General features: G+C 51.1%; 24 protein-coding genes and 9 pseudogenes. 22 read left to right on the forward strand and 11 right to left on the reverse strand.

Going from position 1 to position 26,980, the window contains the following annotated elements:
- Positions 1–14: 14 nt before the first annotated feature.
- On the forward strand, positions 15–218 hold the full coding sequence (locus tag LFE_RS13680; RefSeq protein ID WP_081495369.1) for a zinc ribbon domain-containing protein: 204 nt from the start codon (positions 15–17) through the stop codon (positions 216–218).
- Between the two features lie 147 nt (positions 219–365).
- Positions 366–500, forward strand: coding sequence for a hypothetical protein (locus LFE_RS13935; protein WP_232502506.1), 135 nt, complete (start codon positions 366–368; stop codon positions 498–500).
- A 119-nt stretch (positions 501–619) separates the two neighbouring features.
- Here LFE_RS13935 and LFE_RS06725 read toward each other — a convergent pair whose 3' ends face one another.
- The 3 genes from LFE_RS06725 to LFE_RS06735 form a co-directional block, all read right to left on the reverse strand.
- Positions 620–1,879, reverse strand: a complete 1,260-nt coding sequence (locus LFE_RS06725) for a type II toxin-antitoxin system HipA family toxin (RefSeq protein WP_158310248.1) — start codon at positions 1,877–1,879, stop codon at positions 620–622.
- Between the two features lie 63 nt (positions 1,880–1,942).
- Positions 1,943–2,254 carry a helix-turn-helix domain-containing protein gene (locus LFE_RS06730; protein WP_014449481.1) on the reverse strand — a complete coding sequence of 104 codons (312 nt, stop codon included), beginning with the start codon at positions 2,252–2,254 and terminating at the stop codon, positions 1,943–1,945.
- Between the two features lie 186 nt (positions 2,255–2,440).
- The gene (locus LFE_RS06735) at positions 2,441–3,658 is read right to left on the reverse strand and encodes an IS256 family transposase (RefSeq protein WP_014449482.1); all 1,218 of its coding nucleotides are present in this window, start codon (positions 3,656–3,658) and stop codon (positions 2,441–2,443) included.
- A 646-nt stretch (positions 3,659–4,304) separates the two neighbouring features.
- Between LFE_RS06735 and LFE_RS06745 the strand changes: the two genes are divergently transcribed.
- The 6 genes from LFE_RS06745 (at position 4,305) to LFE_RS06765 (ending at position 7,085) form a co-directional block, all read left to right on the forward strand.
- A complete protein-coding gene (locus LFE_RS06745; RefSeq protein WP_014449483.1) occupies positions 4,305–4,607 on the forward strand; it encodes a type II toxin-antitoxin system HigB family toxin in 303 nt (100 codons plus the stop codon).
- 11 nt (positions 4,608–4,618) lie between these two features.
- Positions 4,619–4,993 (forward strand): helix-turn-helix domain-containing protein, encoded by a 375-nt coding sequence (locus LFE_RS06750; protein WP_014449484.1) that lies wholly within the window; start codon positions 4,619–4,621, stop codon positions 4,991–4,993.
- 21 nt (positions 4,994–5,014) lie between these two features.
- Positions 5,015–5,623: a reverse transcriptase domain-containing protein gene (locus tag LFE_RS13085; RefSeq protein ID WP_014449485.1), complete on the forward strand. Its 609-nt coding sequence runs from the start codon at positions 5,015–5,017 to the stop codon at positions 5,621–5,623.
- Between the two features lie 31 nt (positions 5,624–5,654).
- Positions 5,655–6,095, forward strand: coding sequence for a group II intron maturase-specific domain-containing protein (locus LFE_RS13090; RefSeq protein WP_014449486.1), 441 nt, complete (start codon positions 5,655–5,657; stop codon positions 6,093–6,095).
- A 411-nt stretch (positions 6,096–6,506) separates the two neighbouring features.
- Positions 6,507–6,638 (forward strand): hypothetical protein, encoded by a 132-nt coding sequence (locus LFE_RS14705; protein WP_407080998.1) that lies wholly within the window; start codon positions 6,507–6,509, stop codon positions 6,636–6,638.
- A 21-nt stretch (positions 6,639–6,659) separates the two neighbouring features.
- Complete coding sequence (locus LFE_RS06765) at positions 6,660–7,085, forward strand: putative toxin-antitoxin system toxin component, PIN family (protein ID WP_014449488.1); 426 nt, start codon at positions 6,660–6,662, stop codon at positions 7,083–7,085.
- Between the two features lie 479 nt (positions 7,086–7,564).
- Here the strand turns inward: LFE_RS06765 and LFE_RS14380 are convergent.
- A pseudogene (locus tag LFE_RS14380) lies at positions 7,565–8,040 on the reverse strand (integrase core domain-containing protein); the annotation flags it as partial.
- 745 nt (positions 8,041–8,785) lie between these two features.
- Here LFE_RS14380 and LFE_RS13950 point away from each other — a divergent pair.
- The 3 genes and pseudogenes from LFE_RS13950 to LFE_RS06790 all read left to right on the forward strand — a co-directional run.
- Positions 8,786–8,938: pseudogene (locus tag LFE_RS13950) on the forward strand (hypothetical protein); the annotation flags it as partial.
- Positions 8,939–8,986: 48 nt separating this feature from the next.
- On the forward strand, positions 8,987–11,254 hold the full coding sequence (locus LFE_RS06785) for a 2OG-Fe(II) oxygenase (RefSeq protein ID WP_014449492.1): 2,268 nt from the start codon (positions 8,987–8,989) through the stop codon (positions 11,252–11,254).
- Positions 11,255–11,357: 103 nt separating this feature from the next.
- Positions 11,358–11,807, forward strand: a complete 450-nt coding sequence (locus tag LFE_RS06790) for a hypothetical protein (protein WP_041774149.1) — start codon at positions 11,358–11,360, stop codon at positions 11,805–11,807.
- On the opposite strand, the gene LFE_RS14385 is transcribed toward LFE_RS06790, so the two are convergent.
- Positions 11,794–11,958, reverse strand: a complete 165-nt coding sequence (locus tag LFE_RS14385) for a hypothetical protein (RefSeq protein ID WP_014449493.1) — start codon at positions 11,956–11,958, stop codon at positions 11,794–11,796. The genes LFE_RS06790 and LFE_RS14385 overlap by 14 nt on opposite strands.
- Here LFE_RS14385 and LFE_RS14130 point away from each other — a divergent pair.
- The 4 genes from LFE_RS14130 (at position 11,945) to LFE_RS06815 (ending at position 14,150) form a co-directional block, all read left to right on the forward strand.
- A complete protein-coding gene (locus tag LFE_RS14130; protein WP_158310249.1) occupies positions 11,945–12,085 on the forward strand; it encodes a hypothetical protein in 141 nt (46 codons plus the stop codon). The two genes, LFE_RS14385 and LFE_RS14130, sit on opposite strands and share 14 nt — an antisense overlap.
- A 564-nt stretch (positions 12,086–12,649) precedes the next feature.
- Entirely contained in the window at positions 12,650–12,994 is a 345-nt protein-coding gene (locus tag LFE_RS06805; RefSeq protein ID WP_158310250.1) for an HU family DNA-binding protein, read from the forward strand.
- 234 nt (positions 12,995–13,228) lie between these two features.
- A complete protein-coding gene (locus LFE_RS06810; RefSeq protein ID WP_014449494.1) occupies positions 13,229–13,792 on the forward strand; it encodes a Uma2 family endonuclease in 564 nt (187 codons plus the stop codon).
- The gene (locus LFE_RS06815; RefSeq protein WP_041774156.1) at positions 13,722–14,150 is read left to right on the forward strand and encodes an ATP-binding protein; all 429 of its coding nucleotides are present in this window, start codon (positions 13,722–13,724) and stop codon (positions 14,148–14,150) included. The genes LFE_RS06810 and LFE_RS06815 overlap by 71 nt, the downstream gene beginning before the upstream one ends.
- Here LFE_RS06815 and LFE_RS06820 read toward each other — a convergent pair.
- Positions 14,127–15,104 carry a Kelch repeat-containing protein gene (locus LFE_RS06820; RefSeq protein WP_014449495.1) on the reverse strand — a complete coding sequence of 326 codons (978 nt, stop codon included), beginning with the start codon at positions 15,102–15,104 and terminating at the stop codon, positions 14,127–14,129. The genes LFE_RS06815 and LFE_RS06820 overlap by 24 nt on opposite strands.
- Positions 15,105–15,572: 468 nt before the next feature.
- Between LFE_RS06820 and LFE_RS06830 the strand changes: the two are divergent.
- From LFE_RS06830 to LFE_RS06850, 5 genes and pseudogenes are all read left to right on the forward strand, one after another.
- A pseudogene (locus tag LFE_RS06830) lies at positions 15,573–16,138 on the forward strand (sugar phosphate nucleotidyltransferase); the annotation flags it as partial.
- 11 nt (positions 16,139–16,149) lie between these two features.
- Positions 16,150–16,557, forward strand: a pseudogene (locus LFE_RS06835) (GDP-mannose 4,6-dehydratase); the annotation flags it as partial.
- 66 nt (positions 16,558–16,623) lie between these two features.
- Complete coding sequence (locus LFE_RS06840; RefSeq protein ID WP_014449498.1) at positions 16,624–17,868, forward strand: ISNCY family transposase; 1,245 nt, start codon at positions 16,624–16,626, stop codon at positions 17,866–17,868.
- Positions 17,869–17,926: 58 nt separating this feature from the next.
- A pseudogene (gene rfbG / locus LFE_RS14710) lies at positions 17,927–18,611 on the forward strand (CDP-glucose 4,6-dehydratase); the annotation flags it as partial.
- 126 nt (positions 18,612–18,737) lie between these two features.
- A complete protein-coding gene (locus LFE_RS06850; protein WP_014449501.1) occupies positions 18,738–18,971 on the forward strand; it encodes a hypothetical protein in 234 nt (77 codons plus the stop codon).
- 200 nt (positions 18,972–19,171) lie between these two features.
- Here LFE_RS06850 and LFE_RS06855 read toward each other — a convergent pair.
- Both LFE_RS06855 and LFE_RS13115 read right to left on the reverse strand, forming a co-directional pair.
- Positions 19,172–19,666 (reverse strand): annotated as a pseudogene (locus LFE_RS06855) (IS3 family transposase); the annotation flags it as partial.
- A 7-nt stretch (positions 19,667–19,673) separates the two neighbouring features.
- Positions 19,674–21,257, reverse strand: a pseudogene (locus LFE_RS13115) (IS3 family transposase).
- Positions 21,258–21,352: 95 nt separating this feature from the next.
- On the opposite strand from LFE_RS13115, the pseudogene LFE_RS14715 reads away from it, so the two are divergent.
- Positions 21,353–22,152 (forward strand): annotated as a pseudogene (locus tag LFE_RS14715) (reverse transcriptase domain-containing protein); the annotation flags it as partial.
- A gap of 30 nt (positions 22,153–22,182) precedes the next feature.
- On the opposite strand, the pseudogene LFE_RS06875 reads toward LFE_RS14715, so the two are convergent.
- Together LFE_RS06875 and LFE_RS06880 are read right to left on the reverse strand one after the other, a co-directional pair.
- Positions 22,183–23,426 (reverse strand): annotated as a pseudogene (locus tag LFE_RS06875) (IS256 family transposase).
- Positions 23,427–23,503: 77 nt separating this feature from the next.
- Entirely contained in the window at positions 23,504–24,754 is a 1,251-nt protein-coding gene (locus LFE_RS06880; RefSeq protein ID WP_014449509.1) for an integrase catalytic domain-containing protein, read from the reverse strand.
- Between the two features lie 351 nt (positions 24,755–25,105).
- On the opposite strand from LFE_RS06880, the gene LFE_RS13700 reads away from it, so the two are divergent.
- A complete protein-coding gene (locus tag LFE_RS13700; RefSeq protein WP_014449510.1) occupies positions 25,106–25,621 on the forward strand; it encodes an acyltransferase family protein in 516 nt (171 codons plus the stop codon).
- A 108-nt stretch (positions 25,622–25,729) separates the two neighbouring features.
- Here LFE_RS13700 and LFE_RS06890 read toward each other — a convergent pair whose 3' ends face one another.
- Positions 25,730–26,980 (reverse strand): integrase catalytic domain-containing protein, encoded by a 1,251-nt coding sequence (locus LFE_RS06890; protein WP_014449138.1) that lies wholly within the window; start codon positions 26,978–26,980, stop codon positions 25,730–25,732.

A 26,980-nucleotide genomic window follows, 5' to 3' on the forward strand; every position in this document is an offset into this window, starting at 1 on the left:
CCCAAGGTGGTCAAATCTGGAAGGGGGTTCCCGTGGTTCTGATTGATCCACGAAACACCTCCTGCACATGCTCTGTGTGTGGACATTGCGAAAAAAACAACCGAAAGTCTCAAGAGTATTTCTCCTGTTTGATCTGTAAACACACCGAACATGCGGACATCAATGCCGCACGGAACATTCGCTTCAAGGCCGCAATCAATCGGCCTATCGCAGTCTGAAGGAACGCTTGAACTTTACCCCCCCACTACAGCCTCGGCTTGGTGGCCGGTAGTTGATGAAAGAAATCGTGAGAGGTGATCCTTTCGACCAGAAAATAATCGTTATTGGTGGATAAGCTATCGATCCACAAGAAAAATGAGGAGTTGTTGAGCCGTCATCCCAATGGGACCATTCCTTTTACACCGACTGCTGTATCCTGGCTCAATCAAGTCGAGATCCAGTTTGGCATCCTGAACCGAAAAGCCTTGACGGGTGCCAGCTTTACGAATGGGAAAACCTGATCAAGGCGCTGGAGGCCTTCATGGCTGCACCAATCAGCATGCGGCTTTGTTCGTCTGGAGGAAACGAGAGGTCAAGGGTGCCAACTGAAAAATCCAATGACGAAAGATGAAATCAATCGCTAATATTCATAATGGCCAGTGTTGGTGTTTTTTGCTCTTTTTTTCGGGGAATGGATATCCTGAAAATCTTTGGAAATGGTTTCGGACAGGGCCTTGGGAATTCCACTCAGCTTTGCCAATTCTCCCCACTGTTGAACAGCTGATCCAACCTCTTGAATCACATTTGTCATTTCCGACATGGAAAGACCAAATTCCTCTCCGAGGCTAACGATATTTTGCCATTCAGGTTTTTTGCACTCACCCATGACAGAAGTCGAGTGTTCTCCTGCTGGCCCCGCCGAATACAACAGGTCGTAGGCGGGAGAAACGTGCCACGTTCCATGGATGTCCATCATAAAAGAGAAATTTCTCGCATGGTCGTCACGATTATGGGTAGCAATATTAAAAACCATTTGTCTAAACAAGGAGAGGATGTTTCTTTTGTCTCCGGTCAACCTGAGAGCTACAGACAGCAAGTGTTTGTAATCGCAAACGGAATGGCCTGGCTCCATGCCAAGCAAACCACCAAGAGTGTGTTGGTGGAGTCTGTCACCAAATGTTTTCCGATCAGAGGAAACACCCTGTACACGGTCAAATCTTTGTATGCAGAAAGCCTTTTGTTTACCCACCTGTAGCAATCTTGTTTCCGGGATAGTGATCCGAGCCAATCTGGCCATGCAGGAATACGCATATTCTGTTTCGCATTCATAACGACCAAGAATCTCGGACTTTACAGGAAATTTCAGAATACAGGGAACATATCCTGCTGGCATATCTTCTGTCCCTGAGATAACGCGGTCATTCTCATCGATCCCTGCCAGAATTTTTGGCCGAGCCCCGCCAGGAGATCCCCCCAGTTTGGCCAATTTTGGCAGTACTTCCACTGCCTTGCCCTCATTGATTTGCTCCACCCCGGCCAGAAGAGAACCGAGATCGAGTGTGTCTGTGTCACGGTCCGTTTCAGTCAGATCTGGAGAATATACGAGCGCTCCCATACCTCTGCTGCCGATAAGCGCCAGACGGTCAAGCGGGCCCACTTCTGAAGGACTAATCCCTCTTTCACCAAGAAAACGATCAACGACCAGCCGGCCCCAGCCATCAGAAAGGGATTCTGCCAAGACGAAAGGCAACCCTTGCGAATATCTTCCGATTGGAGCAAATGTCGGTTGCTCCATGAGAGGGAGAGTCAAGGGGGAGATTTGCAAGCCGCTTTTAACAAAATCTTTGGAGAACTGAAAGGCTACACGGCCATTGAGCATTGCCAACAGCCCGACAGCCATGTCGCATCCAGGAGAGAATCTCAGAGAAACGGAAACTTTTTGGAGCTTTTTGAATGAAGGCATTCAGTGTCCTTTATGACGAACGCGCTTTCGGACAGGAGTCGTTCGGAGAGTGAACAGATCCGGAATCTCTTTCGTCTCGAATGCGGTGGCCAGTTCGTCGATCTTTTTCAATGCAAAAGCCAATTTGACAAGATTTTTAATGGATATGTGTCCTGACTGCTCAAATCTCTTGAGTGTCCCTTCCGGGACTCCTGAGCGGTCTGCCAGATCCACTTGAGTGAATCCCATCTGGATTCTGCGGGTTTGCATGTCTTTTGCTATTTTCAGGAGAACGTCTTTTTCCGTGAGTAAAACCGGAAACTCCGTGTTCATGCTTTCCTCTAATATTTACAGATCAAATTTGAGTCATTAAATGAATTTCAATCAGTTTACTACCCATATTTTAGTCGTATATGTAAACCAAATCAATGCTGGTGTCTGTGGCTGAGGGATCTTTGTTGAGACGGTCAAGTCCTAAAAGTGCTGTAAATTGTCTTCCCGAGAAATGGAATAAATTGATCATTCGACCACCGAAAGAAGAGAGGGCGTTTTGAAAGGTTCCTGTTTCTTCCACTCCCAATATTCGGCCATGTCGAAATACTTCTTTCCCGTGCTCCATTGTTCGTGGAATTCCGAAAGAAGGGCTCCAATGAGTCGGATGGCCGAGTCTTCGTTGGGGAAGATCCGGATCACCCGTTCCCGTCTCCGGACCTCTTCATTCAGTCTCTCCTGGGAGTTCGTGCTTCTGAGCCTGACACGATATTTCCGGGGAAAGGACAAAATCGTGAGCGATTCCTCAAATCCTTCTTCGAGACAATCCATCGACTTGGGGGCCTTCTTCTCAAAAGTCTCCAAAATTTCGTTCTTGATCGCTCGGGCTTCTTCTTTGGTATCGGCCCGAAACAGCCGTCCCAGGGCCAGCGCCAGAGGCCCTCGTTGGGAGGCCGGGGCATGACCCAGAAGGTTGCGGAGAAAATGGACCTGGCATCGTTGCCATCGAACCCCTTGAAAATGTCTCTGAACGGCTTTTTTCAGCCCTTTGTGGTCATCGGAGACCACCAGATCCACCCCAGACAGTCCCCGGCTCTTGAGATCCCGCAGCATGTCGTCCCAGGAAGCTTCGTTCTCGCTGTCTCCCAACGTCAGTCCCAGGATCTCCCGCTGTCCATCTTCCGAGATGCCGGTCGCAATCAATGCGGCGACCGGCACCACGCTCTCATCCTTTCGGACATGGATCACCAGGGCATCCAGCAGAAGAAAGGGATACAGACCATTCAGACGACGGTTTCGCCAATGGTTAACCCGGGCCGAAAGCCCCGTGGCCAAAGAACTCACCGTGGACTTCGAAAATGTCGCGCCGCACAACTCTTCCGTGATATGCGTGACTTTGCGGGTCGAGACCCCCTGGACCACCATCTCCATCAGAGCCAGAACCAGAGCTTGTTCGGAACGCTGGTAGCGACGGAACAGATCGGTCGAGAAATTTCCGTCCCGGGTTTGGGGAACCCGAAGGATCAGCGTTCCCACCCGGGTCGTCAGTTGCCGTTCCCGATACCCGTTTCGATATCCCGTCCGATCGCTCGATCGTTCATGCCGATCTGCTCCCAGGTGGTCAACCATCTGGGCTTCCAGAACCTGATTCAAGACCGATTCGACCAGTTTTTTCATTCCTTCGCCACTATCGGACAAAAGATTTGTCAAAAGATCCGGATTCAGGGTAACGTCAATATTGGCCATTGTTCTTCCTCCTTGTTGAGAATAGGTTGTTTGGACAACACCCATTCTCGGGGAAGACAGTGGCCTTTTTCAATTTCAAGCCAACTTCGAATTTACAGCATTATATGGACTCAATCGTTGAGACAGACATGGTTCTGAAAACACCATAGTGGTCAGTATTCGTTTAATCCCTGGAATCCATTTTTTCTTTCCTCCTGATTTCCGGATGGTCTTTTATCGCGAGAAGACATGAAGAAACTTTGCATAAGGAGGAGATAGTGACAACGAAATCAGTTGACGACCCTTTGGACTCCTCTGCGCGCAAGCCACGGAACAATCAGGTGAAGATGCCCAGACGGTTAAAAGACTTCCGTTCCCCATCGCGAAGGCGTGTGGAAGGAAGATAAAAACCTTCAGCGCTTGCTGAGCCACTCGACCGCTGCGAAGGAACTGGCAGTGGCTCGAATGTGGGAGAATCCAGAAGGAAAAACCCCGGAGGACAGAAGAAAAGATGATAGGTCGCCAACAAGGGAAGGTGGAGCAGTCATGCTCTGTCCTTACCCGACTTTTTTTATTCCAATGCCGTTCCGAGTGACGACTTTGACATGGTCGTGCACGACAAGCCGACATACTTGATCTTGTCCCAAAACGGGACTATTATTTTGGAATGCGCATCATTGCCATTTCAACGCTAAGATCCTTCTGGGAGAACAATCCGGCTTATCAGGATGCAAAAGAACCTGCGTTGGCATGGTATCGGGTTGCTCTCAAGTCCGACTGGGCGACTCCAGCGGAAGTAAAGAGGGATTTTGGCAATGCCAGCGTCCTCCACGACGGTCGCGTGGTGTTCAACATCGCTGGAAACAAATATCGACTAGTGCTCTGGATCAACTACCCTTATCGGGTGGGCTATGTGCGATTCATTGGAACGCATGCTCAATACGACGAGATAGATGTCCAGAGCATTTGAAGGAGAGAAGGATGGATATTAAACCCATCAAGACGGATCAGGATTACCGAGGGGCACTCGCCGAAGTTGAGTCCCTGATGACGGCCGATGCCGACACCGCGGAAGGTGAGAGGCTCGACATTCTGACGACACTGATCGAGTCCTACGAGCAAAAACATTTACCGCTGGATATGCCCGATCCAGTCGAGGCGATCAAGTTCAGCATGGATCAGAAGGGGTTGACTCCGAAGGATCTTGAGCCAATGATCGGTCGGCTCAACCGAGTCTACGAAGTTCTCAACCACACCCGGCCTCTGACTTTGCGAATGATCAGAAATTTGCACAGAAACCTGGGTATCCCTGCCGAAAGTCTGATCAGAGCGCCATCGGACATCCATGTCGCCTGACATCCGGGACTCCCCGGGATCATGTCCACGACCTTGATCCCATGCATCGTCCGCATCCCTATCGCGGAGGAAACGGCGGAACCGAACTCTTATGGCTTCAGACCTGACCGGTCCACGGCCGATGCCATCGGGCAGTGTTTCGTTCTGCTGTCTCAAAGAGCATCACCTCAATGGATTCTGGAAGGCGACATCAAGAGCTGTTTCGACACGATCAGTCACCCATGGTTGCTCGACCATATCCCTGTGGAGAAGGTCGTCCTCCAAAAGTGGCTGGGGGCGGGGTACATCGACAAACGAACTTTCTTTCCCTCCATGGAAGGAACCCCGCAAGGGGATATTGCTTCTCCAACCATGACCAACATGGTCCTAGACGGACTGGAAGAGATCCTTAAGGATCCTCCTTTTTCTCCCAGTTGTCTTGTCCATATTGTGAAATATGCCGACGACTCCATCATCACCGGGAGCTCGAAAGATCTCCCTCAATACGAAGTCAATCCTGTTGTGGAAACATTCCTGCAGGAACGAGGTCTGCTCCTCTCGCAAGAGAAGACGCGTGTCGTGCATATCCGGGTAGGGTTCGACTTCTTTTCTTGGGCCAAAATGTCCGGGAATATGGAGACAAACTCCTGATCAACCTGCCGGGAACAACGTCAGCTCCTTTTTGGACAAGGTCCGAAATATTCTGAAGTTTGCCCAATCAAAAAACCAGACATGGCTGATCCAAACACTGAATCCGGTCATCCGGGGATGGGCCAATTATTATCGGCACATCGTGGCAAAAACGACCTTCGGAAAAATCGATGATATCCTCTGGAGCCTGCTGTGGACCTGGCTCAAGAGAAGACATCCCGAAAAAGGACGGCGCTGGATCGATCATCAATACTTTCAGCGTCGGGGACTCAGAAACTTGGGCTTTACGCTTCCGAAAGGCAGACTGGAGCTTGTTGAAGGCTTCAAGACGCCCATCCGGAGACATGTTAAGATCAAAGGTCAGGCTCATCCGTCCAATCCCAAATGGACGGACTATCTCAATGAACGGAAAACACGTTCGAAACTTCAGAGAGAGTGGGACCGAATTTATGGTCCATGCACAGCGTGGTAGCGAGAATACCGGGCTCCGGTGAGATCCGGGGCTTTCAATGACTTGAGCTTGCTGCGGGGAAACTCGCACGGCGAGTTCTCAGAGGGCGGGGAGCCGGTGACGGCTTCTTGCTACCCGACATGAAGCGCGACCTCATCAGAGTCTTAACGACAAAACACCGTTAGAGATTTATAAGATTTCTTTGAAGGTCAAAGACACTGAAGGAGCAAGTGAAGCTCATTCTCATTTGAAGCAATTGTGCTTAACAATTACCGCCAGAGGTGGATGACAGGATCGCCAGGTTGAGTCCGGCCTTGGCCCGTACTCCGTTACGGACATGCCGTCCCGAATTGTCCCGTTTGGGTTCCGGCTTCTTCGTAGTGTCTCTCCGTCAAACGAATTTCGGAAAACAGAGGCAAGAACACCCCCGGAGTGTACTGGATCGTCTGGAAAACCCCGGAGGACAGAAGAAAAGCCGTTGAGTCGTTAACAAGGGGAAGTGGAGCAGTCATGCTCTGCCCTTACCCGACTGAGAAAGTAGAGAGAGTTTCAGATACCCTATAAAATGTCATATCATAGTAGGGTATGAAAAAGGTCGTTTTGGATACTTCGGTGATCGTTGCCGCCATGCGAAGTGCGTCTGACGCTGGAAGTGCTCACCTGAGACTGGTTTCTTTACAGAGAATTCGCCCACTCGCTACCATTGCCCTGTTCTTGGAATACGAAGATGTACTTAAACGGCCAGAGAACCGATCGGTCATTGGCATGAGCTTGGATGATATCGACAAATTTCTCTTCGCCCTGGCCAGCGCATGTGAACCGGTAGATGTTCACTTTCGATGGCGTCCACAATTGAAGGATACTGACGATGAAATGGTTTTAGAAGCAGCCACAAATGAGCATGCCGATGCCCTGATGACTTACAATCTGGCCGATTTTCAAAAAGCAACAGAATGCTTTTCTCTGAGAGTCGTTCTTCCAGGTCAGTTTCTCAAGGAGATTTCCCAATGAGCAAGACTCTTATCCTCTAAAAATATCTGTTTCCCTGAAAACGGCAGCGCAACGGCTGGCACATGAAGATGGTGTCTCTCTCAATCAATGGATAGCAGTAGCGCTGGCAGAGAAAGTCGGCTTGGTCGAAACAGCTGCAGAGTTTTTAAAAAAAAGGACGGGGCAATCCAAACCAGAAGATCTTCTGATCTTTTTAGATCGAGCTGCTGACGAACCTCCTTTACAAGGAGATGAGTTGATGACAGGTGCATACAACAGGACCTGATCCGACAGGATCTCTCTTCCAACTTCTGCCATATGGATTTCCCCTTTCCAATTCTTGAGGGGCATCTCCCATAACGGTTGATCAGATGCGCCCCAAACCTCGCTCTTCAGGGCGGGAAAGAATAAGCGCGGACGGCAGAGCCGCCCTTTGTATCGGGTTTTGAGAGGCTTGACATCGCCATGTTAGTGCGGGGTCTTCTTTGTCCCGGTAATTGTCAAGCAATCTGTCGCATTTTTTTGGACTTTTCCTCTTTCAAATTTTGGTCGTTACGAACTGCCTCTTTTTGAGGATTCAAAGTCACTTTTTCGATAGGCGTCCAGTCTCGAGTTTTCCCCGACCATCGTTCGGGGTTTTGCTTTTGGGCTTCCTGGTAAGTTCGGTCCCTTCGAGTCAGAATTTCTCGATCTTTCCCACTATGTCTTTGTGAAGGCGTCACAAACTTGATGGCACTGTGGCGGTGCTCTGCGTTGTACTACCCTGTGAAGGAAGAGACCCATTTCCGGGCTTCTTCCAACGAGTCAAAGGGCTTTTCCACCGGGTCGTCCGGACGGTATTTCAGGGTTTTGAAGAGTGACTCAGAATAGGCGTTGTCAGACTTCCTGAAGGGCGCCCGAATGAGGGGCGAATTCCCAGCATCTGGAGCGTTCCAAGCATTGTTGCTCCCTTCATCGGCGCCCCGTTGTCCGAGTACGGGTTCCTTTCAGCCGGTCCTGTCCACACCCAGCAGTGGGCTCCCAAGTTCCTGGAGAGGGCGTTTTGGGACGGACTGACGAAGAAGAAAGGGAGGAAGGAGACGCTCTCCGGTTCCCGGACGCCCTCCAGATCAAGATCGACATGTCGGAAAAAGATCCTGACGAACGGAACGCCTTCCCCCGGATTTTTCTTCCCAAGGCCGGTCGATGGTCCGTCTCCGTCCAGGCAGAACGAGAGATTCCGGAGCCAACACAAGAACCGCTCCGGAGATCGCACTGGACCTTGGGGTGGCCGACGTTTGCCACGACATCGGACGGTTTCCGAATCCATCCGGATGCAGAGACTTTTCTGGTCATGAAACGGGCTCCGTTGGGAGCAGAGGAAACTCTCCCGGGAATACCGTGAAGGGTCCATGATGAAGAACTTCCGGAAAGAGAAGCTCCACGTGGCAAAGACCCACGAGAAGATCTCGACTTCGATCGGCGAAACCCAAGACGTCGTCTTTGTCGAGGATCTGAAGATCCGGAACATCTCCCGATCCGACCGGAGGACGGCCGATGCTCCTTGGCAGAACGTCCGGCAGAAGTCCGGACTGAACCGCTCCATCCTCTCTCGCAGGGATGGGGGATCTTCCTGACCCTCCTGAACGAAAAGCTGTCCCGAAACGGAGGACGTCTGGTCCGGGTTCCCCCCCCGGTACACGAGCCAGACCTGCTCTGCCTGCGGACATGTCTGTCCGGAAAACCGGAAGACGCAGGAGGCGTTCGCCTGCGTGGCCTGCGGTCATCCGGAGAACGCCGACGCCAATGCCGCAAGGAATATTCTCAGGGCTGGGCAAGCCCGCAGCGCCTGTTCGGAAAGGAGGATGTCAAATCATGGAGAAACATCCGGTTAAAATCAGTCCAATCCCGAACCACCAAGATATTAAAAAGAGGAATCCGCCATGCCATTTTCTTTAAACAAGTTTGCCAAGCTGTTAAGTACAATCGATCGCAATGGCGATTTCAAGACCAGTGGAATCATCGAAACATTCATGCCCCGGCTGATACTCGAAGGAGTCGGGTCTGTTTCTCTTCCGCTGACACTCGAACAGTCCGGACAAATTTTTTCTGTTTCCGAGCAGGCTCCCTACGGCAAAGGGGGGAAAACGCTGCTCGACACAGCGGTTCGCAACACCCGACAAATCCCCCCGGACCGGATTCGCATCGAGGGCCGGCACTGGGCAGAAACACTACAAAACATTGTCATTCTGGCGGTCGAAGGTCTGGGGGTGAGAGAACCTGTCGCGGCCGAGTTTTACAAGCTGTTGATTTACGATACGGGAGGCTTTTTTCTGGATCATCGCGATACAGAAAAGATCCCTGGCATGTTTGCAACCCTTGTGATCGCCCTTCCTTCCGCTTACACAGGCGGAGAGCTTATCGTGCACCATAAGGGCAAGGCATCCCGAATCGATCTCCAGACCTCGGATCCTTCCGAACTGTCTTTTGCCGCTTTTTATGCCGATTGCGTACACGAAGTCGAACCCGTCACATCGGGATGCCGCCTGACGCTTGTCTACAATCTAAAACGGGTGGGAACGGATCAGCTCCCGACACCTCCCGACTACCAGTCGGAAACAGACAATGTCATAAAATTCCTCAAGGATTGGGTTCACGAAAAGGGAATGCCCGATTCGAGCATTCCGGAAAAGATCATCTATCCACTGGAACATGCCTATACTCCAGCAGAACTTTCCTTCGGATCCCTCAAGGGAACGGATGCGGCAGTGGCTTCTGTCCTGACCCTGGCTGCAGAAAAATCGGGATGCGACCTTCATCTGGCTCTTCTATCCATGGAGGAAAGCGGTTCAGCAAGCTATAACGGCTCCTATCGCTCCAGATGGAAAGAAGATGAGGACGATGAGTCCAACTTTGAAGTGGACGAGGTCTTCGATAGAACCCTCTCCCTTTCCCATTGGCAGCACCCCGAAGGGGTACCCTTCGAAACAGAGAGCCTTCCTTTCGAAGAAAACGAACTATGCCCGGAAAATGCGCTGGACAACCTTGAAGAGTTGGAAGAGTCCTTTCATGAGGCAACGGGAAATGAGGGCGCCTCTTTCGAAAGGAGCTACCAAAGCGCTGCCCTGGTCCTCTGGCCCAGAGATCGAAAGATGTCTGTCATCCATCGGGCAGGTCTGGCAATCTCTATCCCTTTTCTGGATAAACTGATCTGGGAATGGGAAAACGCTCATTCGGGACAGAAATCCCTCCTCGAAAAGCAGGCAGAGGAGCTTTCCGCCCTCATCATCAATTCATGGACTGTCCCGGAACGCCTCAACCCATGGAGTTCTGAGCTAAAACTCACGCCTCGTATGCTGAACCTTCTTTTGCGCTTGGGAAATGAAAACCATATCGTAGCCTTCATTGAACGTCACATGGTCCCTCCCGTTTACGGCCATAAGGACAACGAAGCATTGATCGGAACAATCCGCCTTCTGCCTTCTTCCCGTTTTTCAAGCCTCATGACGAATTTGATCGAGAAAAATGCGGAATCTGCGCTGGAGGCATGTGCCGATCTCTTCAAACGATGGGCCAGATCGGACAACGATCAAGAGCAGAAGATGCCTCTCGAAAAAAGCGCCGAAACCCTGGTCGAGGTTCTGACCGGAAAGAACCCCAAATTCGTGAAAGAAGAAAAGCCTGTTTTCATCGTCAACCTCCTCGAAGCCCTCGAACGGATCGCTCCCCATCTCTCGATCCGTTCATCCCGCTACATCCTGGAAAACCCTGAAACTTACGGTCTGGACGAATCGCTGATTCCCGCTGTTCTTGTTTTTTTGAACTCTAAAGGGAATGAACCGAGTCCTTCCTTTAAAATACTCAGGACCCATTGTCTCGACCGTTTGCGTGAACGGGCAGCCAGTCTCCTTGAGCCCCCAAAGGATTGGGTAAGATTCTCGAAGATTTCCTGCAAATGTCCCGATTGTAAAATCCTCAGGGAATTTCTTGCCGATCCCGATCGCGGCGCCTGGAGTTTTAAAGCCGCTGAAAGTCGCAGGGAGCACATAATAATCTCCATACAAAAAGACCGCCTGGACCTGGATTCGACCACCGAAAAAAAATCTCGCCCCTACACTCTGGTCTGCACGAAAAACTCGGCCTCTTATGAAAAGCTTCTGAAGCAACGAAAGAAAGACCTTGAGAACATTGCTCGGATGGAGGGAGATTAAAGTCGCGGAACCATTAGTCCAATTTCAGATTTTTAAAAAATAATCAAGGCGAGACAATGTCTTGCGAACTATGATTGTTCATTTTGTGTACTGAAACCTGAGGATGGTTCCTGCGCCTTCTCTCTTCGGGACGGCAGCGAGAAACGACCCGGTGGAAATGGCTCTTGCTGCCGAGCTTGTCGAGGATCCCCCTCTATTCCGGCTCGGGTTTCGAGGTCATCCGGACGCGGTGGTCAAAGCCGATATGGGGATCCCGCCCAGTGACGGTGGTCCGGGAAAGGATTCCGGGAAGGGCGCACAGCATTTTCCAGGAGCGGATCTCACCCTTCCCCCGAAGCCGGTGCTCGATGATCGAGAAGAGGAAGCAGGCATTGGATTTATGCAGAAAGAGGACGGATCTTTTTCAAGATTTCTCCTGGATGGATATTGTTCAGTTTTTCCATTGTTTCCTCCACCTGGTAATCCAAGAGTTGGACTTTTTCCGCATTCCCGTCTTTCCATCAGAAATATATGGTCTGGGCAGAAAGTCAAGAGGTTGTTTAGCCTCTTTTAAGTCCTTTTGGTTCAACAACTCCGGCGGCTTCGAAGGCTATTTCGATAAGAGAACTCACGCGGACTTTTTCCCTGGGGGGGATTCCGGCTCCCTGTTCTTTGAGACCGGGGCAAATCTCCCCTCCGGAGACCCATTCTGTGGCTTCCTTCATTCTTGTCCTTTCTCCCCCGAAAGAACGCATTGAAACGTTTGTACGCTGGCCCGTGCAAAAACTCGATTCTCCTTTGGGAGGAATCGGTCGCGCCACTATATCCGGTCTCCGGGAACGCATTCCGTGACCACGATGGATGGGAGTGAGGCGGGCGGGCCTGACAGCCAACGCTTTTGAGGTGATCGAGCCCGGTGAAGGGAAACTTTCACGCCGGGTTCCTCGGGGGCTTGGGAGCTGAAAGGGTCTCCGGCTACCCTACTTGTAGACTCAGCCCCCTTTCAGAAATCAGTCATGAGTTGGGAAGCATAAAATGCCCGAATCGGAGATTTTATGGTTTTTTATAGGAATATATTATCGTTCGGACACATTATCGTTCCAATTTTCGAGCAAAATTCGACTTGGGAGTCTCTTCCAGATCTTCCATTGTTATCGATCAAAGGATGTTTCCTGAAGGAAATTCCTTCTTTGGCATTGGAAATCTCTTGGAGATTTCCAAAAACTCGGGAATGCCAGATGAGAAAAGCAAACATAAAATGGCCAAGGCTCAAAAATACAAACATAAAGTATCCGAGGAATCTTCCGCTTATCGAATATGATTTTTTGTTTTTATGGAGCATAAGGATATACTTGGCCCGTGCAACAAAACAGAGCACTTTCCAAGGCTGAAAAAACACACAGGAAAAAAGGGGGCTTGAATCGAACCGACATCGCCCGGTCCACACGGAGCCAGGGAGGAGGGACCGATCTTCCACGGAAGACTGTTCGCGAGGCTCTGGGTTTCGTAATTGGGGAGATCACTCAGACCGTTCTGGATGGCAAGGTGGTCAATCTGACGGGGTTTGGGACATTCGAGATATGGAAGAGAGCGGATCGTACGGGCCAAACCCAAGACCTGCGAGCCTCTTCTCATCAAGAGCCATCGGGTGGTGGTCTTTCGTCCGGCCCGGCCTTTCTGGGGGCAAGGGGACAGATAAGGAAGATCCGGTCTAAAAGTGTCAGTTGGAGTCTAAGACCCTTGAGGGAGAGGGTCAAATAATGCGAAAAAGGACCTTATTCTGACGCGTTTTGCACCCTGTGCCTTACGTCAGGATGGGGTATACCCAAAAAAGACACGAATCGAATCATGCGTCTGTTCCAGGAGTAGCGGCCTTCCATATCCTTGGCTTTCCCCCTTCCTAGCCTCTTCTCATCACGTTTTTTGAGGTTGGAACGGACCCAAAAACGGGGTATAATGGCAACATGCCTGCGTTGCGGTAAGAAGGAGGTTCCGATGAAAACGACCAGTCTCAAAGAATGGACCTATGAAGAATTCATGTCGCTTCCCGAAGGAGGCCCGGTTCGCTACGAGATCCTCGATGGAGGTCTCTGCATGACCCCGTCCCCCAATACTCGCCATCAGGAAATTTCTTGGAACCTTTCCGGGTTCTTCTGGTCTTTTTTGAAAACAAGACCGGTAGGGAGGAGCTTTTCCGCCCCCTACGACGTTGTTTTTTCCAAAGACCCGCCTCAGGTGGTCGAGCCAGATCTGGTCTTCGTCTCGAAAGATCGTTTGTCCATCATTACTGAACAGAATATCCAGGGGATTCCGGACCTTCTTGTCGAGATCCTGTCCGAAGGGACCGAAATCATGGACCGACGGAAGAAACATTCCCTCTACGAGCGGTTCGGCGTTCCCGAGTACTGGATCGTGGATCCCAAGCTGAATATGATCCAGGTCTTCCGTCTTATTGATGGACACTATGCGGCCGCCCTGGAATTCGGGATTGAGGACCGGCTCGAGACGCCCCTTTTGCCCGGGTTATCGATTCTTCTTTCCGAGATTTTTCCCGCCTGAAGGCTCCCCTTCGAGATCTCCACGGGGACAGAATCTCGACTTCCTGAGTCCCCGGAACCTTCCCAAGGCACTGCTCCAGACGCTTCTCTCCGGCCAGTGGATCGCCAACCGCCAGAACCTCCTCATCACCGGCCCGACCGGAGTGGGCAAAAGCTATCTGGGAGAAGCCTTGGGACACAAAGCCTGCCGGATGGGCTATCGCGTTCTTCTGGTCCGCTTTCCCCGACTCTTCCAAAAATTTGGCCATTTTGGCCATAAGGAGCGTTATTGGGTAAACGATCGCGACCTTCTGCAAAGGAGCTTCCTTTCCCATAATGCTGGAACAGCCTGCCCTTCACGGGGTTTTATCATTCGATGAAGGCAGATGCGCCCATTTGTCCGTTCCGGGATTGTAGATCTCTCCGACTGAGGGAAATCCTCCGGGATTCAATCCTCCTTCCACAAGAACAGTGCCGTCGGATAGCAAAACGGCGATGGCTTTCTCGCGGGGAACGGGATCGGGTGCCACGGGGGTCCAGGTATTTTTTAAAGGGGAATAAATCTCGGCAGTGGCCAGATAACTCCCATGGTAGCCATCGATCACGAGAACATTTCCGGAGGGGAGGAGAACCGTCGATGCTCCCCATCGGGGGACAGGGTCAGGAGCCACTGTTTTCCAGGTATCCGATCTTGGGTCGTATTGGGAAGCCGAGCCCAATGTCTGACCGTTATACCCTCCGACCACCAGGACGTTTCCGTTATTCAGGGTGACGGCGACAAAAGCCCATCGGAGAACAGGGTCTGGGCGGACAGGATGCCATAGTCCGGAACGGGGCCGGTAGATCTCGGAGGAGTCCAGGTATCCGGTATCGTTGAACCCTCCCGTGACAAAAACATCTCCATTCGGCAGGAGGGCGGCTGCGCCCCCTCCCCGGGGAACAGGATCGGAAGCGATCTTTTTCCACCGGTTCCGGACGGGGTCAAAAATCTCATTCGTCTGGAGATAGTGACCGTTATATCCGCCGGTCACCATGACCGTACCGTCGGGAAGGGGCACGGCCGAAGCGCTTGTCCGGCTTTGGGGATCGGATGCGGCACGGGTCCAGGTTCGAGACCCGGGATGCCAGATTTCTGTGGTGCCCAGATCCTCCCCGGAGAAACCTCCTGTAATAACGACTGTTCCGTTTGAAAGGCGAACGGCTGATGCTCCCCAGCGGGGAGTGAAGCCGGAGATCTCAACGGTCGGAACGGGAGATCCTTCCGATTTTTGAGGAAGCGTCACGGCAAGGAACGTTATCAGAAAAACAGCCAACCACCAGAATCCGGGCCACATCTCACCCTCCCCGTATTGCCAATCAATCGGAGTGAAGGGATTCCTCCGAGATATGGAAGATTGTTCCGATTGATCTTTCCCGATATTTGAATATAGACCAGAACGGCCAATTCCAAGGGATTACCGGTTGGGAGGGAACAAATGAAATAATGAAATGCGGAAGACTCATTTTTGCAAATGATTTCCAGAGTGGTCTTAAAAGAATTCTTTCCAGAATAATAGAAGACACTGTAACCTTCAGGTCGCGATCCATTGGTCGGGAAGGATGGTTGCGAGAAACACTGTTCCGGACTGTTGTTGAAGAGATCTACGGCTGTATCCAGGACACATGATCAGGACAACGTCGGATCAACTCATCAGAACGAAGGCTTTCAGCCTTCGGAACACACTCCGCACCTTGAAAGAAACTCGACAGGAAGGAGAAACGATCCTCATTTCCCCCCTGAAAATAAGAAACATGGAGGATGGAGCTACTGGGGTCATACTGAGGATGATTGGCTTCAGGATAGATACGGACAAATGGAGGTCCACCAGAACAGTGCCGAGCCATGGCGCGTCACTTTGCTCGATACGGGCGAGAGCACGATGACTGGCGGACGAATCAAACGGGTCAGGAGCTATCTTGGAGAGGACGATTTTTGCTGCACCTACGGAGACGGCGTGGGTGACGTGGATATCGCTCGCCTGATCGAGTTCCATAAAACAAATGGAACATTGGCCACATTGACCGCCACCAAGCCTCCCGACCGATTCGGATCGATCAATATGAGTGAAAACAAGATTATCAACTTTCAGGAAAAGCCTGAAGGGGACGGCGCATGGATCAATGGGGGATTTTTTATCCTCTCCCCGAAGGTTCTCGACTATATTGAAGGCGACGAGACGATCTGGGAAAGAGCCCCGATGGAGAGACTGGCAAAAGAAGGTCAGATTTCGGCCTACCTGCATGAGGGATTCTGGGAGCCGATGGATACCTTAAGACCCATCTTGAGGAGTTATGGTCTTCCGGCAAGGCTCCCTGGAAGATGTGGTAAAGGGACGACATATGGATCCTTCTTTCTGGAATAAAAAAAAGGTGTTGATCACCGGTCACACAGGCTTCAATGGAAGCTGGCTTTCTCTCTGGCTTTAAAGTGCGGGGGCGAACGTTGTGGGGTATGCCCTTCCTCCTCCGACCAATCCCAGCCTCTTTGAGCTTGCAGACGTCGCTTTCGGAATGGTTTCTCTCACCGGAAATGTGAGGGATCTGGATCAGCCATCCTCTATCCAATCCCACAGGCCCGAAGTTATTTTCCATATGGCCGCTCAGGCTCTGGTCAGACCCTCCTATCAGAATCCGGTCGAAACCTATGCGACCAATGTCATGGGAATGGTGAACCTTCTGGACGCGGTTCGCCGGATCCCCGGAACCCGGGTTGTCGTCAATGTTACAAGCGACAAGTGTAGGGAACACATAATCTGTCCGGTTTTGTAGCGCAAGACTTGTCCGGTTCCATAATGGGTCCAAGGAGGACCCAGAATGGACCGAACAAATGTGCTACAGGAGATCCGGAAGATGCGTTTTGAAGACACCTGGAATGAATGGAAGAAAGGATGCCTCACTCAGGAAGAGGCCGGCCGGATTCTCGGGATGAGTGAAAGGACCTTCCGGAGATATGTCCGGCGAGTCGAGGAGGAAGGGATCCAGGGGATTCTGGACAAACGACTCACCCAGGCCTCATCGAGACGGGCCCCGGTCGATGAAGCCCTGGGACTGGTCGAAAAGTACCGGAGCCGGCATGATGGCTGGAACGTGAAACACTTTCACTTCTGGTACCGGAAAGAAGGCGGGAAACGGAGCTATACCTGGGTCAAGAAGACGCTTCAGGAGAACGGAGCGGTCCGGAAAGCTCCTGGCAAGGGGAAGCACCGGAAGAGACGGGAACGTGCGGCCTGGGAAGGGATGATGATCCATCAGGATGCCAGCAGTCATCCCTGGGTGTCCGGACAGATCTGGGATCTGGTGGTGACGATGGATGATGCGACCAATGAGCATTACAGCATGTTCTTTGTGGAGGAGGAGGGAACCGCGTCCAGCCTTCAGGGGATACGGGAGGTGATCGGGAAAAAAGGGCTTCCTTCCTCCCTGTACACAGACCGGGGCAGCCACTACTGGGTCACGCCGGAAGCGGGAGGGAAGGTGGACAAGAAGAACCTCACCCAGTTTGGACGGGCGATGAAACAGCTGGGCATCGAAATGATTGCCGCCTACTCCCCCGAAGCGCGGGGACGCAGTGAACGGGCTTTCCGGACCCATCAGGAGCGTCTTCCCAAAGAGCTCGCCCTGGCGGGAATCACGACGATGGAAGCGGCCAACCGCTATCTGTCCGACGTCTATCTTCCAGCCTTCAATACCGAATTTTCCCATCGGGCCCCGGAGGAAGGATCGGCCTTCGTTCCCTGGACCGGAGACTCTATAGACGAGATTCTCTGCGAGCACCACGAACGGATTGTTGGCAACGACAACTGCGTGTCTTTCGAAGGACGGACCCTTCAGATCCCTTCCGACCGGTACCGGCTCCATTACGTCCGGGCCACAGCAAGATCCACCGGCATCCCGACGGATCGCTCTCCCTGTTTCATGGACCCCGGAAGCTTTCCGACTATCCTGTCGAAAAACCGGAGATTCCAAAAACGAAAAAGGAACCACGAACCAAAGCTCTTTCGACCGGAATCCGCCCGGTCGAAGCTCATGTCTGAGAACGGGGAAACCCGGAGTTTTTAAATGAAAAAAAGTGGACAACTCATTTGCTATAAAACCGGACAACTCTACTTGCTACTAACATGTTACAAGCGACAAGTGCTATGAAAATCGGGAATGGGTCTTGGGGTACCGGGAAAATGAACCGATGGGGGATATGATCCCTACAGCAACAGCAAAGCCTGTTCTGAACTCGTGACATCAGCGTTCAGAAACTCCTTTTTCCCTTCTGGGGATTTTAGCTGCCATGGCGTGGCACTGTCATCGGCAAGAGCCGGAAATGTGATAGGCGGTGGGGACTGGGCAGAGGATCGTTTGATTCCGGACATCATGCGGGCGTTCATGAATGAGGAGACGGTCATCATCCGGAATCCCAGAGCCTTTCGTCCCTGGCAACATGTTCTTGGCCTCTTTCGGGCTATTTTCTTCTGGCTGAAAAATTATGGGAGAATGGTCCGGAATTGGCCGAGGGGTGGAATTTCGGACCGAATGACGACGATGCCCGTCCGGTCTCCTGGATTGCCGATCGGCTGACAACCATGTGGGGTGAGAAGGCCGGATGGAAAACTTCTGATGGAGAACAGCCCCATGAAGCCAATTCCCTCAGGCTGGACTCTTCAAAGGCCAGGGCACGGCTGGGATGGCGGCCAAGATGGAATCTTCTAAGCGCCTTGGAAGAGACCTCCGTCTGGTACCGCGCCTATCAGTACCAAAAAGACATTCGTAACGTCGTGTTGGAACAGATTCAGGAATACGGTCGTGTTTGATTGGAGAGCGATTCCTAGAGTGCGTTATCGTCACTCCCAAGAAAGTCCGTACCTTTTGACCCGTCATCCATTTTCCAAAACAATTAATGAAGTTCACGGGATAAGAGCCTGTTTGGAGACACTCTCATGAAACAGAAAGTCATTCGTGAAATCGTTCGCGTCGATGGGAATCACCAGCTTCACATCAATGTTCCACTCGATATGGGTGATGAGTTCGAGGTCATACTGATGCCATTACGCCCCAAATCTGAATTTGAAAGTCTAAGCGATGATGACCGCTTCAATCTTGCGGCCTACGCAACAGTTGTCGACGACGATCCGGAAGAGGATGTCCTTTGGGAGCGATATACGCATGCATGATGATGTCATACCCGGAAACATCTATATCTACCAAGTCCCTTTTGTAGATGGGGCACAGGTAAAACCACGGCCCGTTCTTGTCACCTCTTGAATTGGACCCATGTATTAAGACCATTTTTTGACTTTGTTAAGCACAATTGCTTCAAATGAGAATGAACTTCACTTGGTCGTTCAGTGTCTTTGACCTTCAAAGAAATCTTATAAATCTCTAACGGTGTTTTGTAGTCAAGACTCTGATGAGGTCGCGCTTCATTGTAAAACCGGAAAGAATTTTCAATTCCTGTTCTGGCTTCCCGTGGAGAGCGGTATTCCTTCAGGTATATGTCCTCATATTTTAGACTCCTCCAGAGCCTTTCGCTAAAGATGTTGTCGATGGCTCGCCGACGGCCGTCCATACTGATTTTAATGCCTTCCATTTCCAGCCTTTTGGTGTAAAGATCACTTGTGAAATGGGATCCTTGATCACTGTTCCAGCTCACAGGAACCCCCTTCGATAAAGCGCTCTCCACCGCTCTCATGACAAATGGCTGTTCCATGCTTTGATCCAGCTCCCAGCTCACCACATACAGTGAATACCAATCGATGACAGCCACCAGGTACAGCCATCCCCCCATAAGACGGATGTACGTTATGTCGATGCCCCAGATATGCTGAGGGTGTTGGGGCACGACGTTTTTCAGCAGGTAAGGGTAGCGGTAATTGTCAAACAATCTGTCGCATTTTCTTGGACTTTTCCTCATTAAAATTTTGGTCTTTACTGACCACCTCTTTTTGAGGATTCAAAGTCACTTTTTCGATAGGCGTCCAGTCTCTCGTTTTTCCGGACCATCGTTCGGGATTTTTCTTTTGTGCTTCATGGTAAGTTCGGTCCCTTCGAGTCAGAATCTCTCGATCTTCTCCTCTATGTCTCTGTGAAGGCGTTACAAACTTGATGGCACTGTGGCGGTGCTCTTCGTTGTACCACCCTGTGAAAGATGAGACCCATTTCCGCCCCTCTTCCAGTGTGTCGAAGGGCTTTTCCACCGGGTCGTCCGGCCGGTATTTCAGGGTTTTGAAGAGTGACTCCGAATAGGCGTTGTCATTACTGACGGAAGGACGCCCGAATGAGGGGCGAATTCTCAGCATCTGGAGCGTTCCAAGCATTGTGGCTCCCTTCATAGCCGCCCCATTGTCCGAGTGCAGGACGACCTTCGGCGCGATCCCTCCTTTTCTCTCCCGAAAAACGGTTTTCCGGATCGTCTCGGCCGCATGTTCGGAGGATTCTTCCGCATAGACCTCCCATCCCACAACCTTTCGGCTGTAAAGATCCAGAATCAGGTACAAATAGAAAAAATGGCCTTTGACGGTCGGGGAGAGATAGGTGATATCCCATGTCCAGACCTGATTCGGAGCGGTGGCTTCAAGCGGCGAAGGACGCTTGTGCGTCGGGGCCTTGGAACGCCCACGATGGGCAAGCTGCCCTCGATTCGGTAGAGAGTCGACTCCGATGCCAGATACTGCTCTTCATCGGCCAGAATCGGAACGATCTGGGCCGGAGACATGGAGGCGAAGCGAGGTTCGTTCACCGTTGATACAATCATGGCCTCCTCTTCGCAAGTGAGCCCATTGGCAGGGGCTCGTTTCGTCTGGGCTGCCTTGCGCCCGTCCTCTCCTCCCGCTTTCTTCTTCCCATGTCGCTGGAACGTCCTGGGAGAAATCTCCAGAACGGCACAGATCCTGGAAAGGCGAGCCCCCTCCTTTCGGGCTTCCTCGATCAAACGTGTCATTTCCTGACGGGACTCCCCATCGATCTTCCGACCTCTTTTTCCTCCAAAAGAGCGTCCACTTTTTTTTAAGCATCAGGAGAGTGGCCGCCTCTGCCAGGGCTTTTTCCTTCCGAAGAAGCTCGCTTTTCAGCTGCCGGATCGTTTTGGCTTGCTGAGATACCTTTTCCCTCTGCGTCTTTTCAGGGAGAGAGCCCAACCCCTCCAGAACCGTTTTCTTCCAGGCCTCAATCTGTTCCGGGTAGAGGCCCTTTTGACGACAATACTCTCCCAACTCGTGTTCATTTAAGGACATTGTTTCGAGAAGGATTGAAAGCTTCTCTTCCGAGCTCAGGGAAGACGTTTCCCGATCTTTCAAAAGGGCTGCGCCCATGAACCGGGATCGATATTTAACCCTCCAGGTATAAAGAGTATCGACAGGAATCCCGGTTTCCCGGGACAAGGTGGGGATATATTCGTTCTGAGGAGAAAGCATTCTCTTGACGATGCTTTCCTTGAATTCCAATGCGTATTGTTGACCCATGTTTTCTCTCCTCGCCTGTTTAGTTTTGAATCAATCTTCCCTCAAAGACTTCTCAAAGTCATGCGACAATTATCCTGACACAGGGGGTGGTTACCCGACTTGCAAAGGCATTTCGGGAAGGGAAGAAGAGCAAGGTCAAATCCTTGCAACACATCCTGACCCGCTCGCTGGCCGCCAAAGTTCTTGCGGTCCGGCGGGTGACGACGAACCAATGGAAAAATACTCCGGGTGTGGACCGAATGCTCTGGAAAACCCCGGAGGAAAAATCCAGAGCCGTGTTGTCGCTCAGAAGAAGAGGGTACAACCCCCTTCCTCTCCGTCGCGTTTTCATTCCGAAGAAAAACGGAAAGCTTCGGGGGCTGGGCATTCCGACGATGAAAGACCGGGTGATGCAGGCAACGTTTCTTTTAGCCCTCATCCCCGTCTCGGAAGAAGCGGCCGATCCGAACTCCTATGGGTTCCGACCTTTTCGGTCCACAGCGGATGCCATGGGGCAATGCTTTACCTTGCTCGCAAAACGCGCTTCGCCTCAGTAGATAATGGAAGGGATATCAAAGGCTGCTTTGACAACATAGACCATAACTGGTTGAGGACCAATGTCCCAACGGACAAGAGGATTCTCCAGAAGTGGCTCAAGGCAGGGTTTATTCACCGTCAACTCTTCTCTCCCACAGTGGCCGAAACGCCTCAGGGCGGAATTATTTCCCCAACGGTAGCGAACTGGGCGCTGGATGGTCTGGAACATGAACTCAAGGAACTCTTCCACTCCAGACATCTGGTCCATATGGTGAGGTACGCGGACGATTTCGTCATTACCGGAAGATCGAAAGAATTTCTGGAACAGGATGTACTCCCCATAGTAGAAGCATTTCTAGGGGCGCGGGGACTGGAACTGAGAAATAGTCAAAAGTGGTGTTTGAGAGCATCAAGCCGCGTCCTGCTTTGAGTTGTCCTCTAGAATTCCGTCTTTAAATATTTTCCCTTCCAGAATCAGAGTCAGGTGGTTGAACCCCTTGATCTTTCTCCACCGTTTCTCGGCACAAAGTCCCAACTTAAACATCATGGTCAGGATTGTCTCTTTGCTGAAGCATCCTCGGGACTGATTGGTCCGAGGTCGAATCGTGGCAAAGGTCGATTCAATCGGGTTGGTCGTCCGGATGTGAATCCAATGCTCCGCCGGAAAGTCGTAGAAGGCAGGAGCGGTTCCCGATCTTTCAGGAGACATTCCGTGGCTTTCGGGTATTTGGCTTCGTAGGTTTTTAGAAACGTGTCGAACGCTTTCTGAGCCGGTTCTCGGCCTTCCGACATCCAGATCTCATGGAGTCCTTTCTTGGCCTTCTCCTGAAGGGAGTCCGGAAGGTAGTTGAGAACATTGGCTGTCTTATGAACCCAACACCGCTGATGCGTCGTTTGGGGAAAGACCGCCTCCATGGCTCCCCAGAACCCCATGGCCCCATCCCCAATGGCCAGTTTGGGAGAAGAAAGGTCCCGTTCCTTCAGATCCAGAAGGACATCCTTCCAGCTCTGGATCGATTCTCTCATTCCATCCTCGATCGCCAAGAAGTGCTTTTCTCCCCGATTATTCACTCCAACAATCACGAGAGCGCATAAACGTTCCGAACTGGCCCGAATTCCGCTGTAGATTCCGTCCGCCCAGAGATACACCCAGCGGTCTTTGTCCAGACTCCGTTTCTTCCACTCGGAGTCTTCCTGGAGCCAGCTTTCCTTCAGTCGTCGAATCACGCCAGGGGAGAGTCCTTTGGCTTCGGGTCCCACTAGAACGGAGAGAGCCTCCTGCATCTCACCTGTCGAAATCCCCTTGAGGTAGAGCCAGGGAAGCGCCGCTTCCAGAGATCTTGTTTTCCGAACATACGGAGGAACCAGCGCAGATCGAAAGGTTACTGCGTCTCCTGTCCTGCTCCGGACCTTCGGAATCCGAACGGAGACTGCTCCGACCCCCGTCAGAATCTCCCGTTCCGGTTGATACCCGTTTCGGATCACTCCTCTTTTCCCCTCGGAGGTCTTCCGTTGCTCGAACTGCCCAAGGAATTCAGACAATTCCGCCTGAATGGCTGCTTCGATCAATTTCCGGGCTCCCATCCTCAAAAGTTCGGTCAACGGGTCTGAAATCGTCCCAGTCAATTCCAATTGAAGAATGAGTCTGAAAATCAGATCCTCCGATGAGGAAAAAGATCAGAATCGTTTCTGGTTAAAAGTCTGGATCTGAGTTTTTGGCTTTCTGATCCTCAGGCCCGTTTTTCAGGTCTTTCTGTCCAGGACTGAAAAAGGGAATCCCTAGCGATATTCATCTGTTCTGCCGCTTCATTATCCGTCTTTGACAAGGCGATCTTTTCCAGTTGGGACATGGTCACACCCGGTTTCAGGCAACTCTCCGAACAGAGGAGGGACTTGAACTTTTCAAAAGGTGTTTTCATGTCCTCATATCGATCGCTTTTCTTCTCCTTTCCTTTTGTATCGGTCACGGTTCTGGGGAAGAAACAGGGCCGGTGGAAGTTCACGTAAGGGTTCAGGTGCTCCCGACAGAAGGTATTGACCTCCTTGGAAAAGACTTGGGGAATATGGGCATATCCCAGATGCTTTCTCACCACGGAAGCATTCTTGGATTCTGCCAGGGCATTGTCGTTTGAGTGTCGTGGCCGGCTCTTGGTAAGCTCGATCAGGAGCTTCTTCAGGAGCTTGGCGACCTGGTAGTTGATATATTCCGATCCGTTGTCGGCATGAATGCCCAGAATCACGAAGGGAAAGGCCTCTATCATCTCTTTTAAAACCGGGATCAGGTAGGCTTCGCTGATCTTCTCGCAAGTGGCCACCACTTGGTACTGGGTCACGCAATCGACGGCATTGATGTGATAGACCCCTTTCTGCCCGTCCTGGTCTCCCTGATGCACGCTGTCGATCCGGAGATACCCGGGAGAGCCTTCCGGACGGGGAGCGCGTCGTTCCCCAATGGGAGCTTTCGTGGACCGGGTTTTCGTCCAATGCCGGCGTTTTGAGATGTACTCTTTGCCGCCCCTCAGGTTGTACAGGTGGGAGACCGAAATCCCGGAGAGGACAGCATACTTTTCTTCTCCGTAGATCTTAACGGCCCGCTCCATCAGCTTCTTCGTGGCGGGTCCGGAAAGGGTTCCATGCCGTTCATCCATCTCTGCCAGAAGAGCCACATCGCGAGGAGTAAAAACTCTCTTGAATCCCTGCCTGGGCGACTGGTATCCCAGTGTCACCGTCCCCGTGGCCTGAAACTTCCGGACAAGCCGGGTCACCTGCTGGCGGGAGAGTCCGGTCATCCGTTCAAGATACCGAAGGACCACACCCTTCTCCTTCCGTCCTAGTTTCTCATACCCAAACCGCGTCAGGGTGCGCTGAACAAAGGGGTATCGTTCCTCCTTGACCACACAGAACAGGCTCTCTATTCCTTTCAAAAACTCTTCTACTTGCATCAGCGTTTTGAGCTTCGCCTCGTCCATATTGATCACCATGCCCTATATTATGAACGATTCGATCTCTTTCAGACTCATTTCTTACTGGAATCACGAACCCCCTTTCAGACTCATACCATATTGGATGAGGCTGTCCCTGGCTTCACAAACCCGATCAGTGTATTCTCTTCCATGTGGCGTGCTCCCTTGGCTGAATTGTTGTGGTTCGGCAACCACATTTCAGCAGGACACGCCTTTTCTTTTCAATCCCTCCAAACACCACTTTCCATCATAACTCGTATGACTCCTCATCCAACTGGTTAGTATTTCCGGAAAAATATATGTACCTTCAAAGTAGATCAACGCTCAACTTTTTTCACAAATTCGCTTGCACAGGCATAGGAGAGATGAATGCAGATGGGGATCCAACAGGGTGGAAAAAGGAAAGAATCATTAGAAGCATTGAGAGGATTAGCATCTATAATTGTTGTATTATGGCATTCTATACTTGGATTCCATCCAGAATGGGTTGGTATATTTCAAAATTCTTCAATAAATTTCAGATTGCCTTGCAAGTATTATTTCGTATTAATGAACGGAACTGGCGCAGTAATTTTATTTTTTGTTTTATCAGGTTTTGTATTAAGTAGAACCGCATTGGTAAATGAAAATAAAAAAAATATTTTAATAAATTCCATTAAAAGATTGCCAAGATTAGCGGTTTTAACAACAATAGCAACGCTTATTTCATGGACTTTTTTTTATTTAAATTTTTATCATTTCAAAGAGGCAGGAAAAATTACTAATTCTCCATGGCTAAGCAGCTTTGCTAATTCATATACGTCTGGCAATCCATTCCTGTTCTCATTTTGGGATGCATTAAATCAAGGATTATGGAAAACTTTTATAATTGGAGATTACTATTAGTCAATTCCAATTGAAGAATGAGTCTGAAAATCAGATCCTCCGATGAGGAAAAAGATCAGAATCGTTTCTGGTTAAAAGTCTGGATCTGAGTTTTTGGCTTTCTGATCCTCAGGCCCGTTTTTCAGGTCTTTCTGTCCAGGACTGAAAAAGGGAATCCCTAGCGATATTCATCTGTTCTGCCGCTTCATTATCCGTCTTTGACAAGGCGATCTTTTCCAGTTGGGACATGGTCACACCCGGTTTCAGGCAACTCTCCGAAGAGGGGAGGGACTTGAACTTTTCAAAAGGTGTTTTCATGTCCTCATATCGATAGCTTTTCTTCTCCTTTCCTTTTGTATCGGTCACGGTTCTGGGGAAGAAACAGGGCCGGTGGAAGTTCACGTAAGGGTTCAGGTGCTCCCGACAGAAGGTATTGACCTCCTTGGAAAAGACTTGGGGAATATGGGCATATCCCAGATGCTTTCTCACCACGGAAGCATTCTTGGATTCTGCCAGGGCATTGTCGTTTGAGTGTCGTGGCCGGCTCTTGGTAAGCTCGATCAGAAGCTTCTTCAGGAGCTTGGCGACCTGATAGTTGATATATTCCGATCCGTTGTCGGCATGAATGCCCAGAATCACGAAGGGAAAGGCCTCTATCATCTCTTTTAAAACCGGGATCAGGTAGGCTTCGCTGATCTTCTCGCAAGTGGCCACCACCTGGTACTGGGTCACGCAATCGACGGCATTGATGTGATAGACCCCTTTCTGCCCGTCCTGGTCTCCCTGATGCACGCTGTCGATCCGGAGATACCCGGGAGAGCCTTCCGGACGGGGAGCGCGTCGTTCCCCAATGGGAGCTTTCGTGGACCGGGTTTTCGTCCAATGCCGGCGTTTTGAGATGTACTCTTTGCCGCCCCTCAGGTTGTACAGGTGGGAGACCGAAATCCCGGAGAGGACAGCATACTTTTCTTCTCCGTAGATCTTAACGGCCCGCTCCATCAGCTTCTTCGTGGCGGGTCCGGAAAGGGTTCCATGCCGTTCATCCATCTCTGCCAGAAGAGCCACATCGCGAGGAGTAAAAACTCTCTTGAATCCCTGCCTGGGCGACTGGTATCCCAGTGTCACCGTCCCCGTGGCCTGAAATTTCCGGACAAGCCGGGTCACCTGCTGGCGGGAGAGTCCGGTCATCCGTTCAAGATACCGAAGGACCACACCCTTCTCCTTCCGTCCAAGTTTCTCATACCCAAACCGCGTCAGGGTGCGCTGAACAAAGGGGTATCGTTCCTCCTTGACCACACAGAACAGGCTCTCTATTCCTTTCAAAAACTCTTCTACTTGCATCAGCGTTTTGAGCTTCGCCTCGTCCATATTGATCACCAT

The organism is Leptospirillum ferrooxidans C2-3, from assembly GCF_000284315.1.
In the GTDB taxonomy this organism is placed as follows: Bacteria; Nitrospirota; Leptospirillia; order Leptospirillales; family Leptospirillaceae; genus Leptospirillum; species Leptospirillum ferrooxidans.